Raw genomic sequence first — 25,659 nt, forward strand, 5'->3', positions numbered from 1 at the left:
AGTCACGTTCAACCAAAGCTGTGGAAAACGACGCATGAACTTGTGATCTGATCTTCAACAACATCCGTGTCGGTGGGCTTGCCGGGCCGCGAGAAGTCGAGGGTGACGACATTCGCGTAGGCCCAGAGATCGAGATCGCGGGAGACGAACTCGCTGCCCTGGTCGACCCGAATGGTCTTCGGATAGCCAACCTGTCCGCATACCCCCTCCAGAGTCCTGACCACATCCTCCGCACGATAGCTGAGCCGTGGATCGACGACGGGGGAGAACTTGGAGAAGATGTCGACAACAGTGAGGATCCTGAGCTTCTTGCCCATCGCCAACTGGTCATGAACGAAGTCCATGGCCCAGGTCTGGTTCGGCTGCAGGGCTGGGCAACGGTCTTCCCTGAGCTTCGCCTTCACCCGCCGCTTTGGGGTTTTGTTCCGCAATTGCAGGCCTAAAGCAGTGTAGAGGCGATAGGTTCGTTTGATGTTGGAAATCCAACCTTCTCGCTACAGGACGACATGCACACGGCGATAGCCGTAGCGCATGCGGGTTTCGGCAATCTCCTTGATGCGCTGCTCAAGATCGGCCTGGCCGCGCCGGCGGGGCTTGTAGTGGTAGGTGGAAGTGTCGACCGATAGAACCCGGCAAGCCCGCCGGATCGACACGTCCCATTCACTGCAGACCTTGTTCACCAGCTGGCGCTTGCGGACAGGCCTCAGAGTTTTCGGCGCAGGACATCCTGCAGCATCGCTTTGTCGAGGGAGAGATCGGCCACCAGCTTCTTCAGCTTGGCGATCTCATCATCGAGCTGCTTCAGCCGCCGCATCTCGTCGGGGAGCAGCCCATCGTACTTCTTCTTCCAGTTGAAGTAAGTCGCCTCAGAAATCCCCGCCTTCCGGCAGATCTCGGCAACCGGGTGACCGTCCGCGCCTTGCTTCAGGATGAACGCCTTCTGGGCGTCCGTGAATATTTATGCCTTCATCGTCTTCCACTCCTCCCAGCCAGGGATGGTACAGCGGAAAACTCCAGTTCAAAATGCTCCAGTTTCCTGGGGGCAGAGCACTTCCATTAGAGGATCAACTACCGAACGACTTAGTCGACGATAATTCCGTCCTCTACAGTGCCTCTCACGCATCGAGAAGCCGTTACGACTGCCATTCTGCCAATTCTTGTGCCCGGTAAAACCGTGCATCTCGCACCAATCCAGCATCCCTCTTCGATTACGATTGATCGTCCGCGAAATCGGAAGTCGTGTTCGTTAAAGTCATGGTTGCCGGTGCAAAGGTAGGCTCCCTGACTAATGCAGCAATCGCTTCCGATTTTGACATATAAGTGATTGTCAATCCAACAATCTTCTCCAATCCAACTGTTGTCTCCAATTGAGAAAAACCAAGGTGATTTAATCCTCACACGAGGTTTAATCACAACGTACTTTCCGACTTGTGCACCAAACAACCTGAGCAACCAACTCTTGAAGCGACTTGGCCATGGAATTGAAGAGTTCAATAAGGCGTAGTTAATGAAATACCAGATCGCAATCACCAAGAGACCGGGACAACCAGGAAACCTCGGTGATTTATATTCCAACAACGATACTTTATCTATTTTCCTGTACTTCATTTCGAGAAAACCGGTAGGATCTATTATCTGCTGATCAAGTGACTGTAGGTAGACATCCACTTCTCTGTTACAGAGTCTAAAGAAAAATTATCTTCAACTAACTGACGACCACGCTTGCCCAACTCAATTAAATTGTACCGATCGGAGAGTCCGCGAACTAATTGGTCGGACAATTGAACGTAGTCGGTACTCAGCTCAATAGCTGCACCAGTAGCAAACCCTTCCGGCAAATTACATGCTTTTGTGATCAACGCTGGTCTCGAGAGCGACCATCCTTCAAGGACGCTCATGGGGAGGCCCTCGCTAAACGAGGGAAGAACCATCGCATCACATGAAGAAATGGCCTGATGTTTGGCTTCGCCAAACATTGCTCCTGGAAAAGAGACACAATTCGCAAGCTTCAAATCGGTAACAATTTTCTCTAATTGAGGCAAGTAATCCGAGTCATCCCAACCGGCAATTATCAGTTGCCAGTTGGCACTCCTAAAGTTGGCGTCTTGAAGAGCGAGATGCCAAGCATATAAGAGATTTGAAAGTCCCTTCTTTGGATTTATGCGGCCTAGAAAAAGAAGTTTAGGGCGGACGTCAACGCTTGCTGAAGTCGCGACTACATGTCCCATTGAATGCATCGAAACTGCATTTGGAATGCAGCATACAGTAGCATTCGGAAGCATAGAGAGCAGCGATACTTTTTCCGATTCGCAAAGTGCATGTAACGTGGCAGAATCCCGCAACGTCCGATACTGAAACAGCTGCATTGCGACCCGCTTTCGAACTCTTGATCTACCGAGGGCCCAAGAATCCATCATCCCGTGTGGGGAGACGACTAGCGGACGTCGTGTTGCTCGGGCCCACTGAGAGGCCGCCAGTGAGCAGTAAGTCCACAGTCCGTGAAGATGGAGAACATCGACATCAAGGGAGATTAGGATGCGCGGAAGATCAGTAGAGAAGCCGAATTTCCTCGGCCCAACAACTGAGTATCCAATAGACTGGCACCGCTTAGGCAAATTATCAGTCATTTCGCTTGCGATGAGAGTAACTTTAAGCGTTCTGCTTAGCCCCTCCGAAAGCGTCAAAACCGCGCTAGATATACCGCCTCCGCGTGTGCCTAGGCTGTGAGTGAGCATAGCTATGTGCATCTAAAACTGAGTCCAAGAAGTAGTAGCCTATCAACTGCCGACACTTCACGGCGATTCCGAACAGCAAATCTAGAAGCCAACTCCATTGACGTTACAAAGCGATCGAGACCCCAGTGTGCTATGAGCGTCTGGCTCTTGACACCGAACTTCCTTCGAAGCGAATCGCTGCGCCACAGAATCTGCATGTAGCGAGCGAGGGAGGCACTGTCATTAGGAGGAACTATGAAACCGTTCCCTCCGTGTTCGACTAGATCAACACGACATCCCACGTTTTCAGATACGATGATGGGCGTTCCAGAGGCCATGGCCTCATTGACTACCAGTCCCCAGGTTTCCGAATTGCTATTGAGTATAAGAGCCAAAGAACTCGAATAGAGACTGGGCAATTTCTCGTATCGTACTCTTCCAAGAAAGTCTATTCTATCTTTTACAAGTCGCGCTTGGGCGAGTTCAATCAGGTTCGAAAGTAGCGGGCCGTCTCCGGCAATCACCAACCTACACTTTGCTTGTGGCTCGAGCTCAAAGAACTTCGATAAGGCAATTATAATCCCTTCCACATTTTTTTCAGAAACAAGTCGACTGCATACAAAGAAGTATGGCTCTCGAAGCGGGATGTTTACAGAGGCATCTCTATCTCGCATGAAAAGGGTATTGTCAACCACGTCGAAACCATCCCAAATTGCGTTAAGGGGGTAACCCCTGCTGATCAAAAAGTTGGTATGCGGGGATCCGGCAACGACTGCAGATGAGAATGTGTGGATAATGCGACGCTTAACACTGTCTACAAGGCTAAGCCTTAAACGCTTACCGATCCATGTATCACTCATTAAAATTGTGGGGACCTTCAAAATTGAACACGCGAAAATCGCTGCTGTTGCAAAAGGCTCAAACCAACCGGGAATAGCAACGACATCTGGCCTGTGAAGAGATATAATCTCAACGAATATTTTGATTAATCGAACTGAAGATGATTTACTTGCATTCAAGCTCACGATTGTTGGATCTTGTTCGGGAGCCACCCATCCGGAATCTGGATCGCGTGTAGTAATCTCAACAGCGATCACCTCAAATCTGGAACGTAGTGCGGCAATGCGCGAGCGATGATAATGTCCGAAAGTTTTAAAGATAACCAGCAATTTCAATAGGACAACCCTCTATAAATCCCAACTATTTTATAGGCGGGATCGTGGCACACTGTTTACTTGATCTTTCGCCATTGAGAAATAATAGCGGCGGGTGCGACGAACCAAAGTAGTCGGAATAGCCAAGCTTCTATCGTTTGACTGATCAGGAAGATAGAGAGGCCTACCAAAACGATGTAGAATACAACATAAATGTTATCGGCTTGCGAGAGTTTCCATATTCGTCCGTAGAGCCAACCGATGAGTCCGGCTACCAGAATTGACAGGTAGCCAAACTCAAGGAACATATCGCCAGCTAGTCCTGGTGCAGCACCTTCCGCAATCTGCCAACCAACAGCGTAGGAGATAGATAGTGCGGGTATGCCAGACCAACGCTTGTAGTCAACATCTGGGCCCAGGACTGCAGCCAAGTCGTCGTAAACTGTCGGCCAGATGCTCTTTGGTGTAAGCCGCCCAACCATATGAAATAGAACTCTCAATCCATAAAAGGGCTCTGATTGATTGTTGCCGTAGCGAAATATGGCACTTCCGAAGAGGTATTCATTCCCTTCCCAGTTCTTCATGTACTCTGTCACCGATAGCGGATCTGATAGATCACCACCGAGATAAATGAGGTGTCTGTTTGCCACCAGGAAGAGTAAGAGCAAGCCAAGGCCGGCAGTAAACAGAACCATACGTGTAATAGATATGCTGGGACGGTAAACCATCACGTAGCTCGCAATGACTCCTGCCACAGATAAGAAAGTAGGCCCCCGGCGAGCACCCAGCAGGCCGTGTATAAAAACCGGGGAGATCATTATGAATACTACTATCCAGTCATTTGCTCTCATTGGTCGACCGATTGAGATCATAAACATCGGTACCGCCAGAAAGCCGAGCATTGTTGCTTCCCGTAGATATCCGCTATCGGACCACCCCTCTCCATAGGCACGCCCATAAGCTACCGAGAATCCACCCACATTTAAGACAGATATCATCCAGGATGTTATGCCGATCGCCGCAATCACGAAACTGGCATACCGAAGCGTGTCAGGTCTCTTTAAGAGTCTTACGGAGGAAGTGACCAAGGGATCGCGCAAGCCCTTGGAATTGAAACCCGTCGGCAGCCGTCTAGAATTTCGATTAGTTGTCTTCAAACGCGATCGGCTTCCCCAAGAAACACCGATGATCAACGACAAGCTGAGGCAGCTCGCAAAGATTTGGTAAGCAGTGAGATTCTCCCAGCCTCCACCATATTGGACCAAAATCTGAGAATCCGACCAGAGAGAGAACAGTGGAATCCATAAATATAAATACACTAACTGTGGAACTAAAACCATAGCAGGGTGAGTGGGATCTCTATAGCGATACCACTCCCTGAAAAATAGATAAGAGAGTCCAAGAAATAGCGAAAAAATCGCAACGAGAAACAGCTCCACGGATTATCTATTTCAAATGCCTATTTCTATCTCTGCACGGCATCTGATACGCCCTTACGAAATGACTGCCACGAATGACGTGTAGCGCAGTTCCTAGCCCTCTCAGAAACGTTGGCATTATATCTGACCACGTCGGCAACTTCCTCGAGCAACCAGGTTAACTGTTGAACCTTACCTGCGGGACATAAAAAAATCCCGTCCTCCCGACCTCCGAGGTCTGGTAACCCAGTATTAGGAGTTCCCACTACCGGCAGGCCATAACTCAATGCCTCCAAATAGACCTGACCGAAACCCTCTATGAGTGACGGCATAACGAATATGCTCGACTCCTGATATAGGCGGGTCAACTGATCTCCTGACACACCGCGCACCAACTTAACATTTGGAATTCTGTGCGCGAGATCCTCAATATCGGGGTCGATAGTTCTGCATATGAGAACAAGCTCACGCGGAGTTGCTACTTTGAATGAGTTCCAAGCCAAAAGGAGGTGATGGAGACCCTTACGCTGAAGTCCCGACCCAACGAACAATGCCCTGAATACTCCATCCTGCTTTCGCACGAGATGTTGCGGAAGATCCACACCATAGGGAACGACGGATATGATTTGTTGCTCGGCTCCTGCCTGAATCAGAGATGTGCGAGTAAATGAGCTCGCACACAGAATTCTATCCGCATATTTCCAAGTACTGTCGGACAAGTAGCGCATGCTCCCTGGCCGACAATCCAAGTCCTCGAGATCACTTCCTGGTCTCTTAAAAACCTCATTAAAATTCTCGCGATCGTCACGCAGGAGCCTGTGTTCCGTCTCTATATGTGGATGATACTGAAATAAAATCTTCCTAGGGTTATGAGCGTAATTATGTGTGAATGCGTAGTGAGCGTAGGCGGAGTATACGAGAAGATCTAGGCGGTGCTCGGATGCAAGACGAGCAATCCTGCGTGAGAACTGCGCATCGATAAATTGGAATATCCTCGCAGGCGGTATGCCAATTGACTGAAATAGTCTGTTCGCAATAGCTAATAAATAATCAGACTGTACCTTGCGAGAGCTGACCCCTTTGCAGCGTCGCCTACGTAGTGACTTGCCAACTCCCACTGGCAGTGAATCTAGGGTCGCATCGAAGATGTCTGGACAGTAAAAATCTGTGCAGAACAGAGCCAACTTGTTGAAGTCTTGAAGTGCCCTCGCAACCTGATAATCATCTCGTCTCCCAAGAAAGGCGCAGAGATAGCGTTCGCGATTTTGAGGGGATGACTCACCGATAGCCATTGCAGAGACATTCTCCGATCAAATGAACCAAGGCCGAGGTATCCAATCGCATTCGGATTGATTGGAATGACATCAATTAATTGGATCGACAGTAGTGAATCGATTAAGTGAACGGAACATAAGAGATTTGATCTTTTCAGTCCTTGATTCAAAGAAGAAGTACATCACGCTTGAAACTCCAAGGCAAAACAAAATCTTTAGAAGATAAAATACAAATGAGTATAGCGACACTTCTTCGAACCGTCCTGGGAACACGTACTCTACTAGAGAAAGCGCGGGATAGTGCGTTAAGTAAAGGGAATAGGAGGACCTTGCAAGAGGCCTGCCAACCTGCTCAACCCGCAAAAGGATCGGACACTGAGGCCTAGAAGAGGCAATAAAGCTAATTGTCAGACCGAGTCCGGCTCCGAAGATTGCTGTAGCCACTTCCGGTCGAGGCAGCATACTTAACCAGAGGGGCAGTACCGATGCCTGCGTCTCGCTCTGAACTTGTATAAGTAAGTAGCCAACCCCGACAAGAAAAACTCCTAGCGCAAGTTCTCTGATAGAATGTGAGCGACGTTGCGACGATGCCACTCCAACAAGCAAGCAAAACAAAAAATCTGATCTCAGGGTAGAGAGTATTCCCAGTGCTAGAGAAAAACCGACAAAATAAGCAAACGATGATGTCGGGCGCCTCAGTGTCATAAGCCCACCAAATGCTCCAATCACCACGTAAAACCAAATCTCGTATCCCAAAGACCAAAGTGGGTGATTATTGCCGAAGTTTCCTGTTAGACTGCCCTGCAATCCCAAAACATTACCAAGAAACGTTGAGAACTTCAAATTAGACCCTGTGATCAAGCCGACGATGGCCGTCCAGGCTAAAGCTGGTAGTAAAGGAACATAAATTCTCGCAACTCTGTCGACCGCAAAAGTGGTTATAGAAAAGCTACTCTGCTTGCATTTGCGAATTACTTGACCTCCAATCAAAAAACCACTGAGCACGAAAAATACGAGGACCCACTCTGTGCCGCTTCGCGTTGCCAAAAAAAAGACAAGAGTAACTACTGAACGTGAATGCTCGGAGAGGCTGCCCCAATCGACCCAATTATTGCCACGAGCATGTATTGCTACGACCATGAATGCAGCAATAGACCTCATCCAATCTAACCAGTAGTAGTAATGGTGTTTTCTGGGCAAGATGGATCACAAGAAAAAGTAAGTTGTCAGTAGTCTGCAAAGGGGCAATGGCATAGTAATAGTTTGGCTATTCAGGTCTCATATCAAACCTGAGTCTATCGGTTCAGCAAGTATATCGACAATGAAGGAGATGCACATATCGCGCGCCGAATCCTTCTCTTTAAAGAGGCTGGTAACATACGGTAAGCGCTCGAAATGCCAAGTGCGTTAACTGGCTGACGAGAAGGAACTCCTGGTAGTCTGCAGTGTGGGCTAGCGAGAAACTCCCCGTATGCGTCATTAAGGAATGATACCAACGCGCGCCCCATGACCTCCAGTCCAAAATTGTTACGAACTCTGATCGATGCCGTGCGCGACACTGAAATCAAAACGTCCCGTCGGTCGTCGAGGTAGCAAATTAGGTCAGTCCATAGATGTAGCTTACCGACCGGTAACAGATATCCACTGTGTCCGTGCTCAAGTATCTCGCGATGTCCGGCGGCAAAATTGTATCCAATAGGAACACAACCCATGCTCATCGCTTCAATAGTGCCCATTCCGAACGCTTCATGACGACTGGGAACTAGAAGGATATCAGAGGCGGCGCAAAGTGAATAGCACTTCTCATGCGGCACTTGTCCATGCCAACTGATCCAACTCTCTACGTTGGCTCTTTTAAAACTCTGGAAGAGCTTATCATCGAATCCTCCCACGATACTAAGGTGAACTCTTCGACCTCGTTTCTTAAGCTGTCTCAATAATGGGGGCAGATCATCGATACCTTTGAGTGGATCCACTCTGCCAATGAATATGAGCCGCAATTCTCGTTCGTTGAGAACGCGATCGGGCACATCAGGGAATGCTGCACCATTATATACCGTACCAATGGTACCGGAGAACTTGTCGGGTGAAGTCTCCTTGCGAATGATCTCTTCCATATGGGAAGCAACACACATCACACCATCTATAAACTGCGCATATCTGCTGACTACAGATCGATATCGTCGTCCAGAGTCGTGCAAATGAACGATATGGCATGCGGAACGAGGAAAGTAGGGAAAGGCGGGTTCAACAACGCTAACGTCGCTGCTGATAACTATGTCAGCGTGCTCGCCCAATAGCCAAGTTAGGAAGTGTTCTGCAGCGGGAGAGTCAACTCCGAGACCTAGCGCCACCGTTCGGACATCTTGAATGCGCATAGAAGTGGTTCGATCATGCAGTGCGACTAATGTAACATGCCATCCAGTCAATTCCGCAACAGCTCTCGCAGCATAAATAGAAGCCTGTGCTACGCCGCCTGCAGAAAATGAGGGAATGAGAAAAATAATTTTCATTAGTCTAGAGCTGATTACTTAAGTATTGCGTACATGACAAATTAACAATGCTATACACAGCTGGGCGTGCCCTATTTTGTTAGGTCTGCTCACTTGACGTTTAATCCTCGTTCTTCGTCTACTCATCAAGAAAGTTGACTGCGAAAATGTTCACTGCGCGTTCCGGAATCAAGAGATTGAGGTGCAGTACTCAGATACATTTGATTTGGCAGAGGCAACAGCACCACGTTCTCTAGAGTCATTGCCTCGAGATCTGAGCACTCAAGAATTGGGCCCAATGCTCCACTCCCTTCGAGTCTATATGCTCCGTAGCCCCGCGACACGATCTCGCTATGCAGTTGGGCTACTGAGTAGCCGGAACTTCTCAGATTTGTATGGCATATCTCTATTAGAATGGACTTAATGCGACGTTCTTTCAGCATACAGGACGCCCCACGAAGCACATCTGGCTCCATCCCCTCAACATCAACTTTGAGGAGATCAATTCGCTCAATACAAAGGCGATGGCAGTATTCATCTAAGCTGAACACTGCAACATGCATATTACCTGCATTATCCTCTACAGCAGCTCTATTTGTGGCGGATGAAGTCTCATCTATATCAAAATTAGCAATCCCATTTCTCTGTCCTAGTGCAGCACAAATCGGACTACAACGTTCATCTAATCCATTGAAAGCGATATTCTTCAAGAGCCTGACGAAAGTCTGCGGGACAGGTTCAAAACTATGAACCTTTGCCCCAAGGGAGGCAAACAACAGTGTAAAACTTCCGATGTTTGCGCCAGCGTCTACTGCAACGCCAGTGCCTTCCGTGTTACTAAAGAGGTCTTTAACAAAACGCCTCTCCGCCGAAGAAACAGGAGCTCTAAAACTCCAGAATTCGGAGAAGGACATTAGTTCACCAACTGATACACCTGGCAAAATAGTGATTCTACGCCCATGACTGTGGAAACACCAGCGAATGAACATTGATGACATTCCGGGGGTTGTAAACATGCGGATGGCTCGCTCGACCACTCCGCGAACATGAAAAACGATCTTCATTAACTTCAGGCTCTCGTCGCAGTTACATAATTTGTGGGTTAAACGCTTCTTTGGTAGTAAGTTGGTGGTTGTTGTAACAAACCACATTACATTAGTATAGGGATCGCCAAACTGGCTCGTGCAGAATCAATATTTTGCTACAATCCAACTTCAGAGGGCGTATTGTTTAAATCGATCTGCAATGCGCTTGGGGTTGCAACAATCGCGTACCCAACGTTGACCACGATTGCCTAATGTTCGAGCGTAGTCACTATCTCTAAGCAATGACAAAGTGTGTTCGGCAAGACCTGAAACGTCATTTCGCTTAGCCAGCAAGCCACCTCCAGAGGCCTCAGTGATCTCAAGGCAACCGCCTACACCAAAGGCAACCGTCGGCACTCCAAACGACCAGGCTTCTGCAAGCACTCGGCCGAAGGACTCAGAGTCACTGGGCAATACAAATACGTCTAAACAAGAAATTATGTCACCGGTTCGAGATGCGTCTTGGTAACCCATAAAGTTAACAGACGACGATAGCCCTAAAAGGCTCACGAGCCGCTTAAGCTCTTTAAGATAGTCGCGACCGTCGTCCGAGTTGTCCTCGGAGCCTACAAGCACTAAGTTAGCGTCCGGAAACTCGACACGAATCTTTGAAAGTACATTAATTGCAATCTCCACACGCTTTTCTCTATGCAGGCGCCCAACGTATCCGATTATTGGTCTGCAGCCACGGAATTCGGTACGTCTCAAATTGTCAATTGTATCGCTAGAGATTCGCTGCACATCCACAGATTCGTACAGCACGTAAACCGAACGATGCCGCCCACCTAAATTAGAAGAGACCTGTTGCGCCACCGTGTACGAAGGGCACAGGATTATGTCGGCACGACGCCAGCTCCATTTTTCAATGCTGGACCAATTCGATCTAACTTCAAACCGGCAAAACCGAATAAGCCTCACATTGCAGAGCAGCGCTGCAAGTGTTACGATAGGTGAGTTCCCATCCAAGTTGATAACAACGGTTGTGCATTTGGACTTACGGATTGTGGAGGTTAACTTTATGAGCAAACCGATGTGCCAGTCAGGTCGTCTTGCAATTCGGTAAAGACCAAACGAAATATTATAAACAGGGACGCCCAGAGCCTGAAGGGCGAGATGTAAGGGACCACCTGGCGGGCAGGCGACTGCAGCATCAAGATTGCGATCATTTAATAGCGACAGCATACTGCGCTCGGAGCCGTATATCCCAGCCGTGGGACTGACGAAGAGAAACCTTTCAGTGGAGGGCTTCAATCTCCACTCCTAAGTGTCAATTGATCCGTGGAAGAAGAGCTCTCGAGTTCGTCTAAACATATCAAGCAACGAACGCGGAAGATTTCCACAATATGGTACTCCCTCGGTAGCATACGGTGGTCCAGTATAGATATCGACAGCGAGCGCCTTTGCTACAGCCTGCGATTTAAAATCAACCAGAACCGCCTTGGTATCCTCGAGACGTTTAACCAAGCCCCTTCTACCATGATACCAACCCCAAATGAGATATAAAAAAATATTGGCTTGGATGCCACTCCGCTTAAGTGCCATCTGGGTAAGACGGTGAGCAAAGACGTGATCGCGGTGAAAATCTTCCGGATGTGGACAGAATACTTCCCCCGGACAATGTGTTTTCATCACTGACGAAAGAAATTCAACGACTTCCAGGAGTTCCTGACCCGACAACTGATCGATAATTCCGTCCTTTAAATGTAAAAGATAAATAGACTTACTATCCACACCCAGTCGATTGCACGCAGATATCAATTGCTGCTGTCGTATCTTGCTTACAACCTCCCAAGTTGATGGCCTATCGAATACATTCTCTCCACTGGTAAGTACTATGATGACTACGGGAATCCCCAAGGAGCGTTTGCAGGCAATGATACCGCCACAAGCAAATGTCTCGTCATCTGGATGAGGAGCAATTATAAGAGCTGACTCTCTTGTGGGTTCAAAGACCCTGTGTCTCATTGCTACATGACAGTAGCGCACGCGGCAGCGAATATCCTTCAAAAACCCACGAGTACGCTGACTTATATCATTCGTCAGTCTATCGATGCCGCCGCGCATGAAATCTTCCATAGTTCGCGTACACAAGAGAAACTAAAGCAAAAGAACGACAGCTACAACTCTAAAGTTAGGCAGCAAACCGGGCAAAAAAATGGATTTGAGAAGGAGCTTTATTGAGGACAATACTGCATTTCAGGCGTCAAGTTTTTTGATCCGTCTCCATTACTTCATCATTTTAAAGCATCTTTGATAGACGCGGCTCAGATTGCTCCCGAGATGTGATGCTATGGTTGCGCCAGAAAGTACTTCAACTGTCCCAGACCGGGTTTCGATGACGTCATTCATGAACCTATTTTTGTAGTCGTGCGTTCCACTGCCTAGATCGATTAAGCTGATACGATTAGCGATAGAGTGAGAAATGAGATAGTTTAGTAGAAGATGACCAGGTGAGTACTTTCGAAACTCTTCGCGATAGGTTGGGAACCAGTAATGAAGCGTTTGACTCGAGCGAAGTCCGAAGTGCGATGCGAGATGATGCCCACCGGCATACAACTCAGACAGTACTCCTGAGAATGACGGCTCTTGTGTTGAATGGAGTGCCGCAATTATCCCGCGTATTTTGTTGTCCGCAAACTGGTCTGGCCATTCATTTGACTTATATTGTTCTGATTTCAAAGACATAAACACAGATAGCGCATGAGTACTCTGAGTGTGGAAAACAAACTCGATATGGCCAACTTCCTTCTCCAAGCGACGTGTTAGGTTATTAAGTGTGATAAAAAGTCGCGAGCCCAACTGACGTTTGGTTTGGTAGTATCGGTCAGAACCATTTAGTAAGTCAATTATCGGTATTTCATTTTTGTTCTTTCGCTGAGTCACAAATTGAGCTTGACCAGGAGGGGTGTGGTAGAAGCTCCATTTTCGCAGTTTACTGTTCCGTAGAATACTAAGCCAATCTGCGGAAAACGACGGGCCGCATATGATTCCGTGATGGTCGTTCATCACATGATTGACTGGTACGCCGACGAATTCATCCTGTCTTTCAAACGGGAAAATTGCTTCTATTGTTCCGTTACGTTCAATTGAGAGAAATTCAACCGCCTTATTGAATTTTTGAGAGGCGGTAAAAAAGTGTGGATCAAAAAACGGGCTACTCAGAGCCGGATTTGTTCGTCGCAGTGAATGCCAAGCTTCCAGAATTCTGTTGCTAAGGGTGTCATGCAGTTGATACGTGAATAATTGGGCCGGACTTGTGAGAGAATATACTATCATTTTGCGCAGTGCTCAGTGTAGGGATGCACCTAGACTTCGGATATGGTATTGAGCCTCGATGTGAGATCTGTTGCCCGCGCCAACTCTACAACATTAGACTTGGAGATTGGTAGTAGTTGAGAGTCGTCCAGTTAGTTAGTCTAATGCCCTTCTAACTCTTGCTCGCTTAATGCCACCTAGATCGGACTCAGCAAAAACTCCGTTTGTCAAAGGTTGTGTGGCGGCGACTTGTGAAGCGCGCTCCTTCAGATCAGGAGCGATAAATGGGCAAGATAACAGAAGCTTAGCTATATCTAATAGGGTATGTGTGGGGCTGATCCGAATCAAAAGCGAATCCAGTTCCGTATGCAAGGACACATTGATGGGAGCCAGTTGATCAGATGAGCAATTTGGATCTTGCGACAATCTGTAATCCTGAAACTTGAAGTTGCCTCCCATCACATTGTTGCTAAAGCGAACCCAAAGATTTGGAATACAATAAGCGTCAGCGCATATAAGACCATGCAGGGAGCTCGAGACAATCGTTCTGCATGATTTTACTTCTCGTACAAACAGACCAAGCCCAGCTTCGATGTCGATTAGTTTTACTCTCGTATCCTTCGCGAATTTTGTGAGGACAGGACTAGTTTTGTCGATAAAGTGAGGGATGATGCCTACTTCATGTGTAGTTTTTACAGGCGGGTCGTAGAACAGTGGCAACAGAAGAGCGGGATCACCGTAGATGTTTGGACATTCAATCCCACTCTCAATCAAGGCGTTTCTGGTAAGCGGACCTCGTACAGCGTGAATTGCTCTTGGTGGTGAGATAACCGTGGTGCCCTCTTCTATGAACCCACTGCCCCAAACAATTGTATTTGAGTTAGCCCCTTCAAGAATGCTCCCAACGACGGAATATCGGTCGTGGTAAAGACCGTTCAATCTTTGGACAGAGCGTCCGGATAAAAGTTCTACTAAGATCGGATTGAGGGCGTCACCCCAGTTGGGGATGTTGATATAAGTGAGGGGAATGCGACCTCTTTGAACAAGTTGCGCTGTGAACCTTCGCGCAGGATCGGCCACGCACCGCTTCAGTAGGACTTTTGTTCTCTTCATGCTGATGTCACTGTTGAACTTGAGCTGCTATATGAAGTTCTGCGGCGCCAAGGCCTGTTTGGCGGTAAGTAATTCGATGGCTGTTGATCTGTTGTGACCAACCAGCTTTGAGTAATTAGGTTCAGTGATGATTGAGTCGTCGTAATCTTCAATATATTTAAAAGGTTTTAAGAATGTGCTTTGAGGTGGTCCATCAAAGATTGGCAGAGCGCCTGCTATAGCTGCTTCATAAAAGCGATAGGTCCAGGGAAGGTCTCCGGGAGGGCAGTAAACAAGCTGCGATTGGAGAAGCGTGTGCCAATAGGTGTTGTCAATAATCTTATTTTGTATTTGCCGTCCGCGGTCGTTCCAATCAATGATCACTCCGTGGGATTTGTATGCTCCATACAAACGCGATAACAGAGATAGTTGGATCTTATTGGGCGGAAAGACGGAAATTGTGCGTTGCACCAATGGGAAGAGAGCCGATGTTTCAAAGTGTTTTTCGAGAAAGTGAGCAGTTCTGATGAGACGATCTTTCGTCGGGAGGCCTGAAAAGCTAACTCTAATATGTCTGGCGTAATATCTTGTACTGGCAATTTCCGTAAGCCAAAGGGGGAAGATCAAGGGTCTCGTTACGGTACCAAATGTCGTTCGCGGAGCGTTGTGATCTATGCTGATTGGTACTTTGTATACTCCCCCGACCTGGCAAGACGAGATTTCAATTGGGAAATACTGGTCAATGCCCTTCAAGGCAAGAGCTTGTGTATGTGTAATGCGTAATGACCAACCACTTTCAATCAACGCAGCGAAAAGACGGCCTTCCTGAATACGGATTGGGAACTCTGTTACGTCGAGGAGTGGATTACTGCGTGAACTGGAGTGTCGTGCCGATGCCTTTAGCAGTTCGGTCATCTTGTTCAACTCAACAGCAAGTACTTCAGTATTGGAAAGTTTCTAACAATTGTGTCTTGCTCATTAAGGACTTTGGATGCGACCCCACGAAGGGTCCATGCCGAGGTTGCGGTCATTATTGCAAGACTTGTTATAATGTACATTGTTCCCGACAAGGTAGCTTGTAGTATTAAGGCTCCGGTGAAAAGGAACCCTGCTCCGAGCGTTACCTTTAGTACGCCTAAAGATGGACGAAAGCGCGTTAATCGGTCGGCAATTACCATGATGGTGAGTCCATGTACTATCATGTGAATAACTAAGGCATACCCCGCGCCCATCAGGCCGAATTTATCAATCAAGAGTACGCTGAACAGTACAAGTCCAAAGTTCGCTTCGGTTTGACTGATAAATACCCACCTCGATGACGCTTTGGCTCTTTGCAGGTAGCCGATCGGGAAGAAAAAGATTTGAAGGAGGGATCCCGCCACCAGCCATGGTATGAGTGCTTCGGCCGCAGTAAAGGACTCACTGTAGAATAGCGCTATAAGGTTGTGGGCCAACATGCATGTTGCGATTAGTCCTGGGGTAGCGAGTAAGAGGCCCATTTCAATTTGCTCTGATACAAGCCTGTTTAGCTGATCATGATCGCCAATGGCTCTCGATAGTCTTGGATAGAAATCAACGGCTATTGCGCTCACGATAAAGCTGCTGAAAAGGCCCGATACGCCACATGCAGCTAGATATATGCCATTCGAGTCCAGACCCAGGCGATGTGTGATTGTTGCTCTAATTATCAACCCAGCAATAATCGACAGTATTGTCCCGTATATCAGTGAGGTGCCAAATTTCAATAGTGTGATCCCATCTTCGGCGGTTGTTCTCCAGTTCACGTGTTGCTGGGAAGGCATTTGATCTCTGGCACAAATAGCTGAAGTTGCTGCTGCAATCATCGCCGCGGACAGAATTACTGGTACAATGCCTTTGGGGCCGAGTAGAGAGTAAAGGATGATAGTCGCGAACGTTGTTATGGCCGCGCCAATGATATTCACTTTTGCTAATGTGAATATTCTCTGGTTCCCTTGTAGGGTGGCGAGGAAGGCGCCGGATATTACGTTCAGGAACACTGCAAAGCTCAGGAATTGAATTGCAGTCGCGTGCTCCGCGTTACCAAATATTGAATTGGAGAGTAGCGTGGAAAGTGAAGCTGTCAGTATAGTTCCGGAAAGACCTAAAATGATGGAGAGCCGATATATGGTTATTACTGTTGTATTGTAAGACAAGCTGGTTTTGTCACCGCCTGTGCTTGCTATCGCCCTTACTCCACTTTGATTTATTCCCATGCTTGAGAGGTTGGCTACTAGGTCAACAGTCGAGTTGTATAATCCGACCAGCCCGACGCCTTCGGGGCCGAGAAGTACCGCAACGAATTTTACTCGGAGAATGGATATTGCATATACGATTACTTGCGAAGTCCCGGTAATGCCCGTTGAACGCAGTATTTGACGATATGTCATGTTAACGAGTTTTTGTTGGCATGAGTGTGCTTTGGCGATACGTACAGCACCACATGGGCCAGCATCGAGATGCCGTGTTGACGTTGTTGGAGTCGATCGCTAGCTTCTAAAGCGCAAGTGTGCATGTGCGATAAGTCCACCACTAAGGTCATTGCCTGTCTATCAAGCTGTCATGCGTGTTTTTATCGCTGACGGCAGTCAAAGAAACTTCGCGCTCGAGTTCCACGATCTCTGTCCCGAGTGCCTCATATTCTGCCAGTTTTCTCTTCAGAAACTGCCGCGTGAGCGCTACTTTGGCCGCGAGACCATCGGATGTAAGCAGATATGCGTAGGCGCTCTTGTTTCGCGCCCTTGAGAAATTGCCTAATTTCACCAATCCCTTCTCGGCGAGTGCGGCGAGGCAGTAATGTGCGGCGCCAACGCTGATCCCCACCTGCGCGGCCAATTGGCGCTGGCTGATATGCGGGTTCTGATGGAGAAGCCGCAGCGTCCGTAGGCGGACGTCCTCCTGAAGGATCGGGCGTTTGCTCGACATGTTGTGAAGGCCCATGGCTACCGCAGGCCGCCCCACCCGGACATGCCCTTGATACTTTGCAGCGTGAGCGGCCAACCGCACGCTCGCTCAATATTGAGCATCATACATGCAGCATATGAATTGGAAAGGGATTTCAAACTGCCGTGGCGCCGGTGCGTGTCGGGGATTGGATGGGCAGGCCTGGCTGAAGCGATTTGAGCCAAGCCGCATAGGTCTCGGCGAGACCCTGATGCAAAGGCCTCGCACCGTTCCATCCGAGCGCGTTCAGGCGGCGCGTGTCTGCGAGTTTGCGGGGCGTGCCATCCGGGCGGGATGGATCGAATGTCAATCGGCCCTCGAAGCCCACCATACCACAGATACGGCGGGCGAGTGCGGCGATTGAGAGTTCTTCACCGGAACCCAGATTTATCGGGAGTTCGCCATCATAGTGTTTGGCGAGGAAGACTCCCGCATCTGCCAGATCGTCGACGTGAAGAAACTCGCGCAGCGGTGTGCCGGAGCCCCAGATTTTCAGTTCGCTTGCTCCAGATGTTTTCGCGTCAAGCGCTTTGCGCAAAAGAGCGGGGAGAACATGGGAGGTCTCGAGATCGTAATTGTCCCCCGGCCCATATAGGTTGGTCGGCTGGCAGGAAATGTAGCTTGCGCCATATTGGCGGCGGTAAGCCTTGATGAGCTTGACGCCGGCGATCTTGGCAATGGCATACCACTCATTCGTCTCCTCAAGGGGTCCCGTCAGCAGTGCCTCCTCGGGGATCGGCTGCGGCGCATGTTTGGGGTAGATGCAGGTGGAGCCGAAGAAGATCAGCCGTTCCACGCCCGCCTCGTGCGCCGCGTGGATGATGTTCGCCTCGATCATCAGATTGTCGTAGAGAAATTCCACAGGCCGCGCAGCGTTGGCGGCGATGCCGCCAACCCTTGCGGCGGCGAGGAAGACGACATCAGGGCGGTTGGCCTCGATCCACGCAGCGGTTGCTGCCTGCTCGCGGAAGTCGATCGCGCGGCGCGGCAGGTGCAGGAGCTCACAGTTCTCGGATGCCAGCCGCCGCACGAGGGCCGAGCCCACCATCCCGTGCTCGCCCGCGACCCAGACGCGCTTTCCTGCAAGCGAGTAGGGGAGGGTGACGCTCAACGCGTCACCTGTCCGAGGGTGATGAATTGCGAGAGCTTCGAGGCTGGCTTGGCAATCAACGCCCAGTCGACGACGCCTGACTTCAGCCAGCGCTGGCGCGCCGCAAGCGCCTCGAAATTGTGTTTGACGTGGGAAGAGAGGCTCGCGGTGCTGCGGCCACCCAGGGCCATGTCGATCATGACATCCGGAATGTGGCGGAGGCTTGCGCCATGAATGTCGATAGCGCGGAGCATCCACTCATAGTCGGCGGCTGTTGCGAGCTTCGTATCGAAGGGACCCACGGCCTCTGCCACCTGCCGGCGGACGTAGAATGTGGGGTGCGCCGGCATCCAGCCCGCGGCGAAGCCGCGCGCTGGTCGTGGTGCCGCCCGCCAGCGGCGGACGACGCGGCCATCTTCGTCATGAAAATCGAGGTTTCCGTGCGTGGCATCATGCGACTGCAGAGCCTCCGCAATCCGCGAGAGAACGTGTTGATTATGATAGCGGTCGTCGGCGTTGAGGACGCCCATTGCGTCGCCTTGGAAAAGCGCCAAGCCCTTGTTGAGCGCGTCATACATGCCGCGGTCGGGCTCGCTCACGATCCGGATTTCATGCGAGCGGAAGCTCCCCGCCACGGCAACGGTGCCATCGGTTGAGGCGCCGTCGATGATGATCATCTCCTTCTGCGGGTAGTCCTGCGCAAGGAAGGAGGTAATGGTGCGCGCAATCGTCGCCTCCGCATTGCGGCAGACGGTGAGGACGGAGATCTTCATTGGAACGGCGCTCCGCTCACTGCGCGGCCACGCCTTGGGGTTCCTCGCTGGGGCGGCGGAGGCCTGCTTCCTTCCGGACGGCTTCCAAGTCGCTGCGGACCATCTCTGCGATCATGTCTTCAAAGCTTGTGGTGGCCGTCCAGCCCAAGATGCGCTTTGCCTTTGACGGGTCGCCGAGCAAAAGGTCGACCTCGGTGGGCCGGAAGTAGCGCGGATCGACTTCTACAAGTGTCCGGCCCGTGAGGGCATTTACGCCGCGCTCGGTGATGCCCTCTCCCTCCCACCGCAGTGTGATGCCGACTTCAGCGAAGCTGCGTGTCACCAGATCACGGACGCTGTGCTTCCGCCCCGTTGCCAGCACGTAGTCGTCTGGGCTTTCCTGCTGAAGCATGCACCACATGCCCTCGACGTAGTCGCGCGCGTGGCCCCAGTCGCGCTCGGCATCGAGATTGCCCAGATAGAGCTTCTCCTGCAGCCCCAGAGCGATGGCAGCGGCGCCGCGCGTCACCTTGCGGCTGACGAAGGTCTCGCCGCGCAGCGGGCTCTCGTGATTGAAGAGTATGCCGTTGGATCCGTGGAGGCCGTAAGCTTCGCGGTAATTCACCACCATCCAGTAGGCATAAAGCTTCGCCGCCGCGTAAGGCGAGCGCGGATAGAAGGGGGTCGTCTCGGATTGCGGCGTCTCGTGGACTTTGCCGTAGAGTTCGGAGGTTGAGGCCTGGTAGAAGCGTGTCCGCTCCTTGAGGCCGAGCAGGCGGATGGCCTCTAGCAGGCGCAGCGTTCCAAGCGCGTCAGAGTTCGCGGTGTATTCCGCCGTCTCGAAACTCACTTGCACGTGGCTTTGCGCGGCCAGGTTATAGATCTCGTGCGGCTGCGTCTCCTGCACGATGCGGATCAGATTGGTGGCGTCCGTCATGTCGCCATAATGCAGGATGAGGCGGCGATGAGCCTCATGCGGATCCTGATAGAGGTGATCAATGCGGCCGGTGTTGAAGGAAGACGAGCGGCGCTTCAGGCCGTGCACCTCGTAGCCCTTCGCGAGGAGCAGGTCAGCGAGATAGGCGCCATCCTGACCGGTGACGCCGGTTATCAGTGCTATCTTTGTCATGGATCCATCATTTGATTGCGCGGCACGGGTGTGGGCCGGCGCGCGCGGGGTACCGGAGACCGCGGCCTGGAGATGGTCCAGGCCGCTCTTGTCTCAAGCCATCAGCGATATCTGCCAGGCGCTCGCGATCAGAGTGCGCGAGACGAGGGCCGCCGCCTTACTGCGGCGTGCCGGGGTTGCCGACGCCATCGCCATCATTATCGTCATTCTCTTCCTTCTCATTGTTGAGAATGACGACGAGCGCGACGGTGCCAGCCGCGGCGGCTGTCATGAGGCCGACGACGGGGGCGGCACCACCCGTGCCTTCAGTTGCACCCGCTGCTGCGGTGCAGGGGATTTCGTCGGTGATCGTATAAACAGTGGATTCCGGAACGACATATTGGCAGTTGCCGCCCGGGAAATAGAGCGTGATGGAGCTGCGCTTGCCGGCGAAGACCTTGTCTCCAGCTTTCAGGTTGGCGCCGACGGAGAGATCCTTCAGCCCGTCGCCGCGGTTCACGCGGGTGGTGGAGCCCGAGGTGTCCGTCACTTCCGCAGCGTCTGCTTCGGCGGCGGCCGGCTCGATCTTCGCCTGGGCTGCAGGCGCTGCTGCCGCTGCGGTTTTCTTGGCGGATGCTGCAGCAGGGGTCTGCTCGACGGAGGCAGCGCAGGGCGACTTCTCGGCGATCACAATGCTGTATCCGCCGCCGACGCGCACGGAGCAGCCGTCGGCAAGATATTCAACTTCAACGAAGCTGCCCTTGCCGGCGGAAACGCGGTCCCCCGGTTCAAGCAGGGATTGCACGCGCGGAGCCAAAGACTGGTCTCCGTGCTGCAGGACGATATCCTTCCCGCCGATCTTGCTGATCATCGCGGGCTCCGCAGCGAAGGCGGCGGCGGGCGCAAGAATGAACGCCAGGGAGGCGATCGTCATCACGCGTGGCGTTGGCCGGATCATCTTCATGTGCAGGGTCCTTTCACTAACAGTCATGGGGCTAGCTCGGGCAGCGTGTCAACGCTTATTGCGTCAATCGCAACCAAACCGAGTGTGGTCTGTGACGTTTCTAGTTTTGTTTTACTTTCCAGCGTGAGGAGCTGGTATGGGCAGGCGCCGTCTGGCACCTCGAAGGGTTTGTCGAAGCTCATCCACTGGCTCGATTGCGGCAGTGACGGCGACTCATCAAGGAGGCGCATCTTCCCCGCTTCCGCGCAGTAGAGCCTGAACACGAGAGCTGAAGCTGACTGATAGTCCTCAAAGCGGGCCTCGCCTGAGAGGCTGTAGCGCCCGGGTTTCAGCTGCAGGATCTGCGAGAGATTGGCGAAGCTGCCGGCAAAGTTGCGGAAGTCGATCTGAAGTGTCTGATCCATGCTTGCCGTGTTGCGGGGAAAGAGGCGGTAGGAGAAGCCCTCTCCGGGTGTGACGGTCCAGTCAAAGCGGAGGTTCCGAATAGGCTGCGAGAAATTGCCGTCGTAGACGCGCTTCACTTCCTTCAGCTCCGTTTCGCTCAGCCCCGAGAGCCAGACGGCGTAGGCGCCGTCGACGTCATTCTTCTTCAGGAGATCGTCGATCAAGGCTGAAAGCTCCCGGCTTCCAACCGGTATGTTCATCGCCCGCATGTCACTGAAGATCCGCTGGGTCGTGCCTGGCATACCCTTCGAAATCACATAGGCGAAGAACTGCGGGCGCCAGGGCGGGTCGGTTGCGAGCATCCGTGCGACGGCCTTGCTGCCATCCTCGGCCGAGGCAATTCCGGCGGCGACGGCGAAGAAATCCTGCGCCTGCTGCGGCCTGGCGCGGATCAGCCCGTCCAGGCGGTTCATCACGCTGTCGAAGTCACGCCGCCTAAGCAGGATCTCCATCGCCTCCGCCTGAACCGCCGTCGCGCGCGGCCGCAGCTGCCCCGCGATCAGCTTCAGCCGCTCCGCGGCATCACTGTCACCTTCGGCCTCGGCGAGGTGCGAGAGATCCAGAAGCACGTTGGCATTGAGCGGGTTCCGCGCCAGAGCGGACCGCGCCTCCTCGCCCCTCTCCGCGCGCTCGCCGGCGGGGAGTTTCTTCAGCGCCTCGACACTGAAGCGATCAATGTCGTTGGTTGACGTTCCGCGGTTTGCTCCCGATGTCACCATCTGCTGCACTGTCAGGTAAGCAGTCATTATCAGGAAGACGGCAAAGAAGCCAAGCGTCACCCTAGGAAGCAGAAGCGGCCCGGATCCATGCCCGTGGAGCGCGTGGGTCACCACGTCATGAGCCCAAGTGCCAGCTTCGAGTAGCGCGAAATCGAGACGCCGATCGGCTCATCCATCACGTAGCGCCAGACGGTGAGGCTGCCCAGGGTGACGATTGCGCCGTAGGTCAGGAACTTCGCGGTGTGCGCGAGGCTTCCCACAGCTTGGGAGATGGCCAGCCGCACGCTCGCTGAGCGGGTCCGCTTCGCAGGCTTCACGCGTGCCGGAGCCGGCCGCACGCGCAGCGGCGGCCGAGGCTTGGCTCGCAGAGTGGCCGATGGCTTTGCTTTTCCAGTCCCGCTCTCGATGCGCTCGACGGCATCGAGAACGCGCGCGAGATACTCCTGTTCCGCGGCGCGCGGGTTGCGGTCGGGGTGGAGCCACTTGAGGAGGAGGCGCTTGTTGTCGCGCACCTCGTCCGCTGATGCACCGGGCTGCAGGGCCAGCACGCGGTAGGGATCAGACGCCCGGTCAAACAGCACCGTCCCCAGGAACTGGGCGCCGGCGGTGCGGATCGTCTCGGCGCTGTGCTTGGCGTAGACGTGCTCGGTGCTCGCGTCGCGCCAGGTCCCCTCCGCCACGATGCGGAGGACGCTCTTCATGCCTTCGGGGAGGGGCCCGACGGAGAGCAGCGATGCGGCGTCAGGTTTCGCGAGGGTGTCGATCGCTATGTCTATGGCTTGGCGGCGGGACATGTTCGGATGAAGGTCTAGGCTTTCCGGCCCGGCAGCTGCTTCTGGCCGTAGCCGTAATATTCATAGTCGCTGTAGCCGTAGCCGTAGCCGTAGCCGTAGCTCGCCTCGCGCCGGTCGAACTTGTTCAACACCGTGCCGATGATGTTGGCGCGCACCACCTGCATGCGGCGCACGGCCACGCGGAGTGCCCTCTTCCGCGTGCTGTTGGCGCCGATGAGCAGCAGCGTCACCTGCGTGGCGCCTGCCAGCAGCGGCGCATCGGCGAGGCCGATGATGGGTGGCCCGTCGACGATCACGATGTCGTAGGCGTCGCCCGCCGCGCGGATCAGCTCGGCCATGCGCGTGCCGGAGAGGAGTTCCGCCGGGTTGGGGGGAAGGGGGCCCGAGGTGATGGCGAAGACATTCTGCATCGGCGTCACCTGCAGCGTGTCCGCCGCCTCGATGCCGCCGATCAGATAGTTGGTGAGGCCGCGGTCGTTGCGCAGCTGCAGCCTCTTGTGGAGGGAGGATTTCCTCAAATCCGCATCGATCAACAGAACCTTGAGGCCCACCTTCCCCAGCGTATCGGCAATGCCGATGGCGGAGGTGCTCTTGCCTTCCGATGGCATGCTGCTGGTCACGAGGATCGAGGAGGGGAGACCCTGCGGCGTCGAGAATTGCAGGCTGGTGCGGAGCGATCTGTAGGCCTCGGAGACGGCGGATCGCTGATCCTGCAGCGCCATGTCTATGCTCATGCCGTCCTTGGGAAGCGGCACGATGCCGACGACGGGGAGGCCCGTCTCCTTCTCGATGTCCTCGGGCACCTTGAAGGTCTCGTCGAGGAAGTCGAGGCCGAAGGCCGCCATGAAGCCGAGTGCCAGTCCCGCGAGCGTGCCGAGCAGCAGGTTGCGCTTCACGTTGGGGGAGGAGGGGAAGCCCGGTGCGTCCGCCTTGTCGACGAAGGAGACGTTGTTGGTGCCGATGCCGCCCGCGACGCCGATTTCCTTGTAGCGCTGCAGGAGGCCGTCGTAGAGCTGCCGGTTGGTGTCAACCTCGCGCTGGAGAATATTGTACTGGATGCTGCGGTTGCGCTGCTCCACCAGGGTCTTCTTGCCCTTCTCGAGTTCGCCTTCGAGCATCGCGGCAGAGATGCGTGCCGCCTCGTAGGATGACTTTATGTCGGCCTTCACCGCCCTCACGGAAACGGCAAGCTGCGCGTCGAGTTCGGCGATCTGGCTGCGGAGTTGCTGCATCTCCGGGTAGCTCGGCTTGAAGATGTTCAGCTTCTGCTGATACTGCGCCGAAAGCTCGGAGCGGAGCTTGCGGTTTTCCTGCACCGTCTCGTTGTTGCGGATCTCGGCAATCTCCATGCCGTCGGCGTTCTCGACGCGCTGCCAGATCAGCTCGAGGCGGATCTTCTCGTAGCGCGCGTCCGTCAGCTTGGTGTTGAGGGCCTCGATATCGGAGTCGACAACCGTCTTGCCCTCGCCCACGGTGAGGATGCCCTTCTCGTCGGCATATTTGACCAGAAGCTTCTCTGACTCCTCGAGCTTCGCCTTGAGCTGCGCGAGGCGCTCCTCGAGGAATTTCCGCGCGTAGGCTGTGGCCTCGAAGCGGCGGTCGAGGTTGTCCGTGATGAAGACTTCGGCGTAGCCGTTGGCGACGCGCTTCGCCACATTGGGGTCGGGGTGATTGAAGCTCACGTTCACGATGCGCGAGCCGCGGACGGGCTCGATCTGCAGTCCGCCCCGGAGGCGGGCTGCGGCGCTCAGGTCCAGGGCGTCGGTTGCGGATTGCGCCTCGGCACTCGTGGCCTCGCCCGCCGGCGCATTGTCCTCGGAGAAGATGAGGCCTGCGAGCTTGGACCTGATGAGCGTCAGGAGGGAGGGGGCCACCTCAGTGTTGAAGGCGGGATCATTGCCGAGCGAGAGGGCGGCTGCGACGCGCTCGGACAGCGTGCGGCTGGAGAGCAGCTGATACTGCGTCTGGTAGAAATCCTGGCCGCCCGCCTCCTCGTTATCGACGTCGCCCTTGTCGAGAACCTTCGTCGCCTCGCGCTCGATCTGGATGCTTGCCGTTGCCTTGTAGATCGGCGTCATCATGAAGGTGGAGACGGCGGTGATGGCGAGGACGCTCCCGGCGATGCCGAGGATCAGCCACTTATATTTTGTGGCAATGCGGAGGTATTTGAAGATATCGAAGGTCTTCGCATCCTCGTCGCCATAGGGGCCGTAGCCCTGGGGTTCCGGCTGGAAGATCTCGGGGCGCGTCTCCCGGCCCGTCTCCACCGGCTGGATGGCACGCTGCGGCCGCCTCGCGTGGTCGCGATCGGCACCGAAGTCGGAGTGTGGGATCTCGTTCATG

Annotated in this window: 22 protein-coding genes and 1 pseudogene; all 23 read right to left on the minus strand. The window is 53.0% G+C overall.

Annotated elements, in window-relative coordinates; translation table 11 throughout:
* Window positions 1-14 precede the first annotated feature (14 nt).
* Window positions 15-958 (minus strand): annotated as a pseudogene (locus tag ACO06F_RS16270) (IS3 family transposase); the annotation flags it as partial.
* A 122-nt stretch (window positions 959-1,080) separates the two neighbouring features.
* Complete coding sequence (locus ACO06F_RS16275; RefSeq protein ID WP_421693789.1) at window positions 1,081-1,608, minus strand: DapH/DapD/GlmU-related protein; 528 nt, start codon at window positions 1,606-1,608, stop codon at window positions 1,081-1,083.
* Window positions 1,609-1,631: 23 nt separating this feature from the next.
* Entirely contained in the window at window positions 1,632-2,747 is a 1,116-nt protein-coding gene (locus ACO06F_RS16280) for a glycosyltransferase (protein WP_421693790.1), read from the minus strand.
* A complete protein-coding gene (locus ACO06F_RS16285; protein WP_421693791.1) occupies window positions 2,738-3,889 on the minus strand; it encodes a glycosyltransferase in 1,152 nt (383 codons plus the stop codon). The genes ACO06F_RS16280 and ACO06F_RS16285 overlap by 10 nt, the downstream gene beginning before the upstream one ends.
* A 56-nt stretch (window positions 3,890-3,945) precedes the next feature.
* Complete coding sequence (locus ACO06F_RS16290) at window positions 3,946-5,307, minus strand: oligosaccharide repeat unit polymerase (protein WP_421693792.1); 1,362 nt, start codon at window positions 5,305-5,307, stop codon at window positions 3,946-3,948.
* 26 nt (window positions 5,308-5,333) lie between these two features.
* Window positions 5,334-6,578 carry a glycosyltransferase family 4 protein gene (locus ACO06F_RS16295; RefSeq protein WP_421693793.1) on the minus strand — a complete coding sequence of 415 codons (1,245 nt, stop codon included), beginning with the start codon at window positions 6,576-6,578 and terminating at the stop codon, window positions 5,334-5,336.
* Window positions 6,579-6,650: 72 nt separating this feature from the next.
* Window positions 6,651-7,700 carry an acyltransferase family protein gene (locus tag ACO06F_RS16300; protein ID WP_421693794.1) on the minus strand — a complete coding sequence of 350 codons (1,050 nt, stop codon included), beginning with the start codon at window positions 7,698-7,700 and terminating at the stop codon, window positions 6,651-6,653.
* Window positions 7,701-7,855: 155 nt separating this feature from the next.
* The gene (locus ACO06F_RS16305; RefSeq protein WP_421693795.1) at window positions 7,856-9,073 is read right to left on the minus strand and encodes a glycosyltransferase family 4 protein; all 1,218 of its coding nucleotides are present in this window, start codon (window positions 9,071-9,073) and stop codon (window positions 7,856-7,858) included.
* A gap of 125 nt (window positions 9,074-9,198) precedes the next feature.
* Window positions 9,199-10,116, minus strand: a complete 918-nt coding sequence (locus ACO06F_RS16310; RefSeq protein ID WP_421693796.1) for an FkbM family methyltransferase — start codon at window positions 10,114-10,116, stop codon at window positions 9,199-9,201.
* 150 nt (window positions 10,117-10,266) lie between these two features.
* Window positions 10,267-11,388, minus strand: coding sequence for a glycosyltransferase family 4 protein (locus tag ACO06F_RS16315; RefSeq protein WP_421693797.1), 1,122 nt, complete (start codon window positions 11,386-11,388; stop codon window positions 10,267-10,269).
* 9 nt (window positions 11,389-11,397) lie between these two features.
* The gene (locus ACO06F_RS16320; RefSeq protein WP_421693798.1) at window positions 11,398-12,201 is read right to left on the minus strand and encodes a PIG-L deacetylase family protein; all 804 of its coding nucleotides are present in this window, start codon (window positions 12,199-12,201) and stop codon (window positions 11,398-11,400) included.
* Between the two features lie 162 nt (window positions 12,202-12,363).
* Window positions 12,364-13,413, minus strand: coding sequence for a GNAT family N-acetyltransferase (locus tag ACO06F_RS16325; protein ID WP_421693799.1), 1,050 nt, complete (start codon window positions 13,411-13,413; stop codon window positions 12,364-12,366).
* A gap of 135 nt (window positions 13,414-13,548) precedes the next feature.
* Window positions 13,549-14,472, minus strand: a complete 924-nt coding sequence (locus ACO06F_RS16330; RefSeq protein ID WP_421693800.1) for a polysaccharide pyruvyl transferase family protein — start codon at window positions 14,470-14,472, stop codon at window positions 13,549-13,551.
* Window positions 14,473-14,532: 60 nt separating this feature from the next.
* On the minus strand, window positions 14,533-15,399 hold the full coding sequence (locus tag ACO06F_RS16335) for a hypothetical protein (RefSeq protein ID WP_421693801.1): 867 nt from the start codon (window positions 15,397-15,399) through the stop codon (window positions 14,533-14,535).
* 5 nt (window positions 15,400-15,404) lie between these two features.
* A complete protein-coding gene (locus ACO06F_RS16340) occupies window positions 15,405-16,892 on the minus strand; it encodes an oligosaccharide flippase family protein (protein WP_421693802.1) in 1,488 nt (495 codons plus the stop codon).
* Window positions 16,893-17,040: 148 nt separating this feature from the next.
* Window positions 17,041-17,427 carry a MarR family EPS-associated transcriptional regulator gene (locus ACO06F_RS16345; RefSeq protein WP_421693803.1) on the minus strand — a complete coding sequence of 129 codons (387 nt, stop codon included), beginning with the start codon at window positions 17,425-17,427 and terminating at the stop codon, window positions 17,041-17,043.
* Window positions 17,428-17,560: 133 nt separating this feature from the next.
* Entirely contained in the window at window positions 17,561-18,493 is a 933-nt protein-coding gene (locus ACO06F_RS16350; protein WP_421696703.1) for a GDP-L-fucose synthase family protein, read from the minus strand.
* A gap of 59 nt (window positions 18,494-18,552) precedes the next feature.
* Window positions 18,553-19,308: a glycosyltransferase family 2 protein gene (locus ACO06F_RS16355; RefSeq protein WP_421693804.1), complete on the minus strand. Its 756-nt coding sequence runs from the start codon at window positions 19,306-19,308 to the stop codon at window positions 18,553-18,555.
* A 16-nt stretch (window positions 19,309-19,324) separates the two neighbouring features.
* The gene (gene gmd / locus ACO06F_RS16360; RefSeq protein ID WP_421693805.1) at window positions 19,325-20,416 is read right to left on the minus strand and encodes a GDP-mannose 4,6-dehydratase; all 1,092 of its coding nucleotides are present in this window, start codon (window positions 20,414-20,416) and stop codon (window positions 19,325-19,327) included.
* Window positions 20,417-20,573: 157 nt separating this feature from the next.
* Complete coding sequence (locus tag ACO06F_RS16365; RefSeq protein ID WP_421693806.1) at window positions 20,574-21,359, minus strand: hypothetical protein; 786 nt, start codon at window positions 21,357-21,359, stop codon at window positions 20,574-20,576.
* A 23-nt stretch (window positions 21,360-21,382) separates the two neighbouring features.
* Entirely contained in the window at window positions 21,383-22,549 is a 1,167-nt protein-coding gene (locus ACO06F_RS16370) for a tetratricopeptide repeat protein (RefSeq protein WP_421693807.1), read from the minus strand.
* Between the two features lie 80 nt (window positions 22,550-22,629).
* Window positions 22,630-23,223, minus strand: coding sequence for a hypothetical protein (locus ACO06F_RS16375; protein ID WP_421693808.1), 594 nt, complete (start codon window positions 23,221-23,223; stop codon window positions 22,630-22,632).
* 107 nt (window positions 23,224-23,330) lie between these two features.
* Window positions 23,331-25,658, minus strand: coding sequence for a GumC family protein (locus tag ACO06F_RS16380; protein WP_421693809.1), 2,328 nt, complete (start codon window positions 25,656-25,658; stop codon window positions 23,331-23,333).
* Window position 25,659 lies beyond the last annotated feature (1 nt).

Source organism: Aestuariivirga sp. (assembly GCF_965227715.1).
GTDB lineage: Bacteria > Pseudomonadota > Alphaproteobacteria > Rhizobiales > Aestuariivirgaceae > Aestuariivirga.

Bases quoted from the DNA above. Each gene is read 5' to 3' on its own strand.
- gmd (WP_421693805.1), bottom strand. From the start codon at position 20,416: ATGACAAAGATAGCACTGATAACCGGCGTCACCGGTCAGGATGGCGCC.
- ACO06F_RS16275 (WP_421693789.1), bottom strand. From the start codon at position 1,608: ATGAAGTACAGGAAAATAGATAAAGTATCGTTGTTGGAATATAAATCA.
- ACO06F_RS16320 (WP_421693798.1), bottom strand. From the start codon at position 12,201: ATGCGCGGCGGCATCGATAGACTGACGAATGATATAAGTCAGCGTACT.
- ACO06F_RS16370 (WP_421693807.1), bottom strand. From the start codon at position 22,549: ATGACTGCTTACCTGACAGTGCAGCAGATGGTGACATCGGGAGCAAAC.
- ACO06F_RS16340 (WP_421693802.1), bottom strand. From the start codon at position 16,892: ATGACATATCGTCAAATACTGCGTTCAACGGGCATTACCGGGACTTCG.
- ACO06F_RS16280 (WP_421693790.1), bottom strand. From the start codon at position 2,747: ATGCACATAGCTATGCTCACTCACAGCCTAGGCACACGCGGAGGCGGT.
- ACO06F_RS16335 (WP_421693801.1), bottom strand. From the start codon at position 15,399: ATGACCGAACTGCTAAAGGCATCGGCACGACACTCCAGTTCACGCAGT.
- ACO06F_RS16295 (WP_421693793.1), bottom strand. From the start codon at position 6,578: ATGGCTATCGGTGAGTCATCCCCTCAAAATCGCGAACGCTATCTCTGC.
- ACO06F_RS16350 (WP_421696703.1), bottom strand. From the start codon at position 18,493: ATGGTGGGCTCGGCCCTCGTGCGGCGGCTGGCATCCGAGAACTGTGAG.
- ACO06F_RS16380 (WP_421693809.1), bottom strand. From the start codon at position 25,658: ATGAACGAGATCCCACACTCCGACTTCGGTGCCGATCGCGACCACGCG.
- ACO06F_RS16325 (WP_421693799.1), bottom strand. From the start codon at position 13,413: ATGATAGTATATTCTCTCACAAGTCCGGCCCAATTATTCACGTATCAA.
- ACO06F_RS16375 (WP_421693808.1), bottom strand. From the start codon at position 23,223: ATGAAGAGCGTCCTCCGCATCGTGGCGGAGGGGACCTGGCGCGACGCG.
- ACO06F_RS16345 (WP_421693803.1), bottom strand. From the start codon at position 17,427: ATGTCGAGCAAACGCCCGATCCTTCAGGAGGACGTCCGCCTACGGACG.
- ACO06F_RS16300 (WP_421693794.1), bottom strand. From the start codon at position 7,700: ATGGTCGTAGCAATACATGCTCGTGGCAATAATTGGGTCGATTGGGGC.
- ACO06F_RS16305 (WP_421693795.1), bottom strand. From the start codon at position 9,073: ATGAAAATTATTTTTCTCATTCCCTCATTTTCTGCAGGCGGCGTAGCA.
- ACO06F_RS16310 (WP_421693796.1), bottom strand. From the start codon at position 10,116: ATGAAGATCGTTTTTCATGTTCGCGGAGTGGTCGAGCGAGCCATCCGC.
- ACO06F_RS16365 (WP_421693806.1), bottom strand. From the start codon at position 21,359: ATGAAGATGATCCGGCCAACGCCACGCGTGATGACGATCGCCTCCCTG.
- ACO06F_RS16355 (WP_421693804.1), bottom strand. From the start codon at position 19,308: ATGAAGATCTCCGTCCTCACCGTCTGCCGCAATGCGGAGGCGACGATT.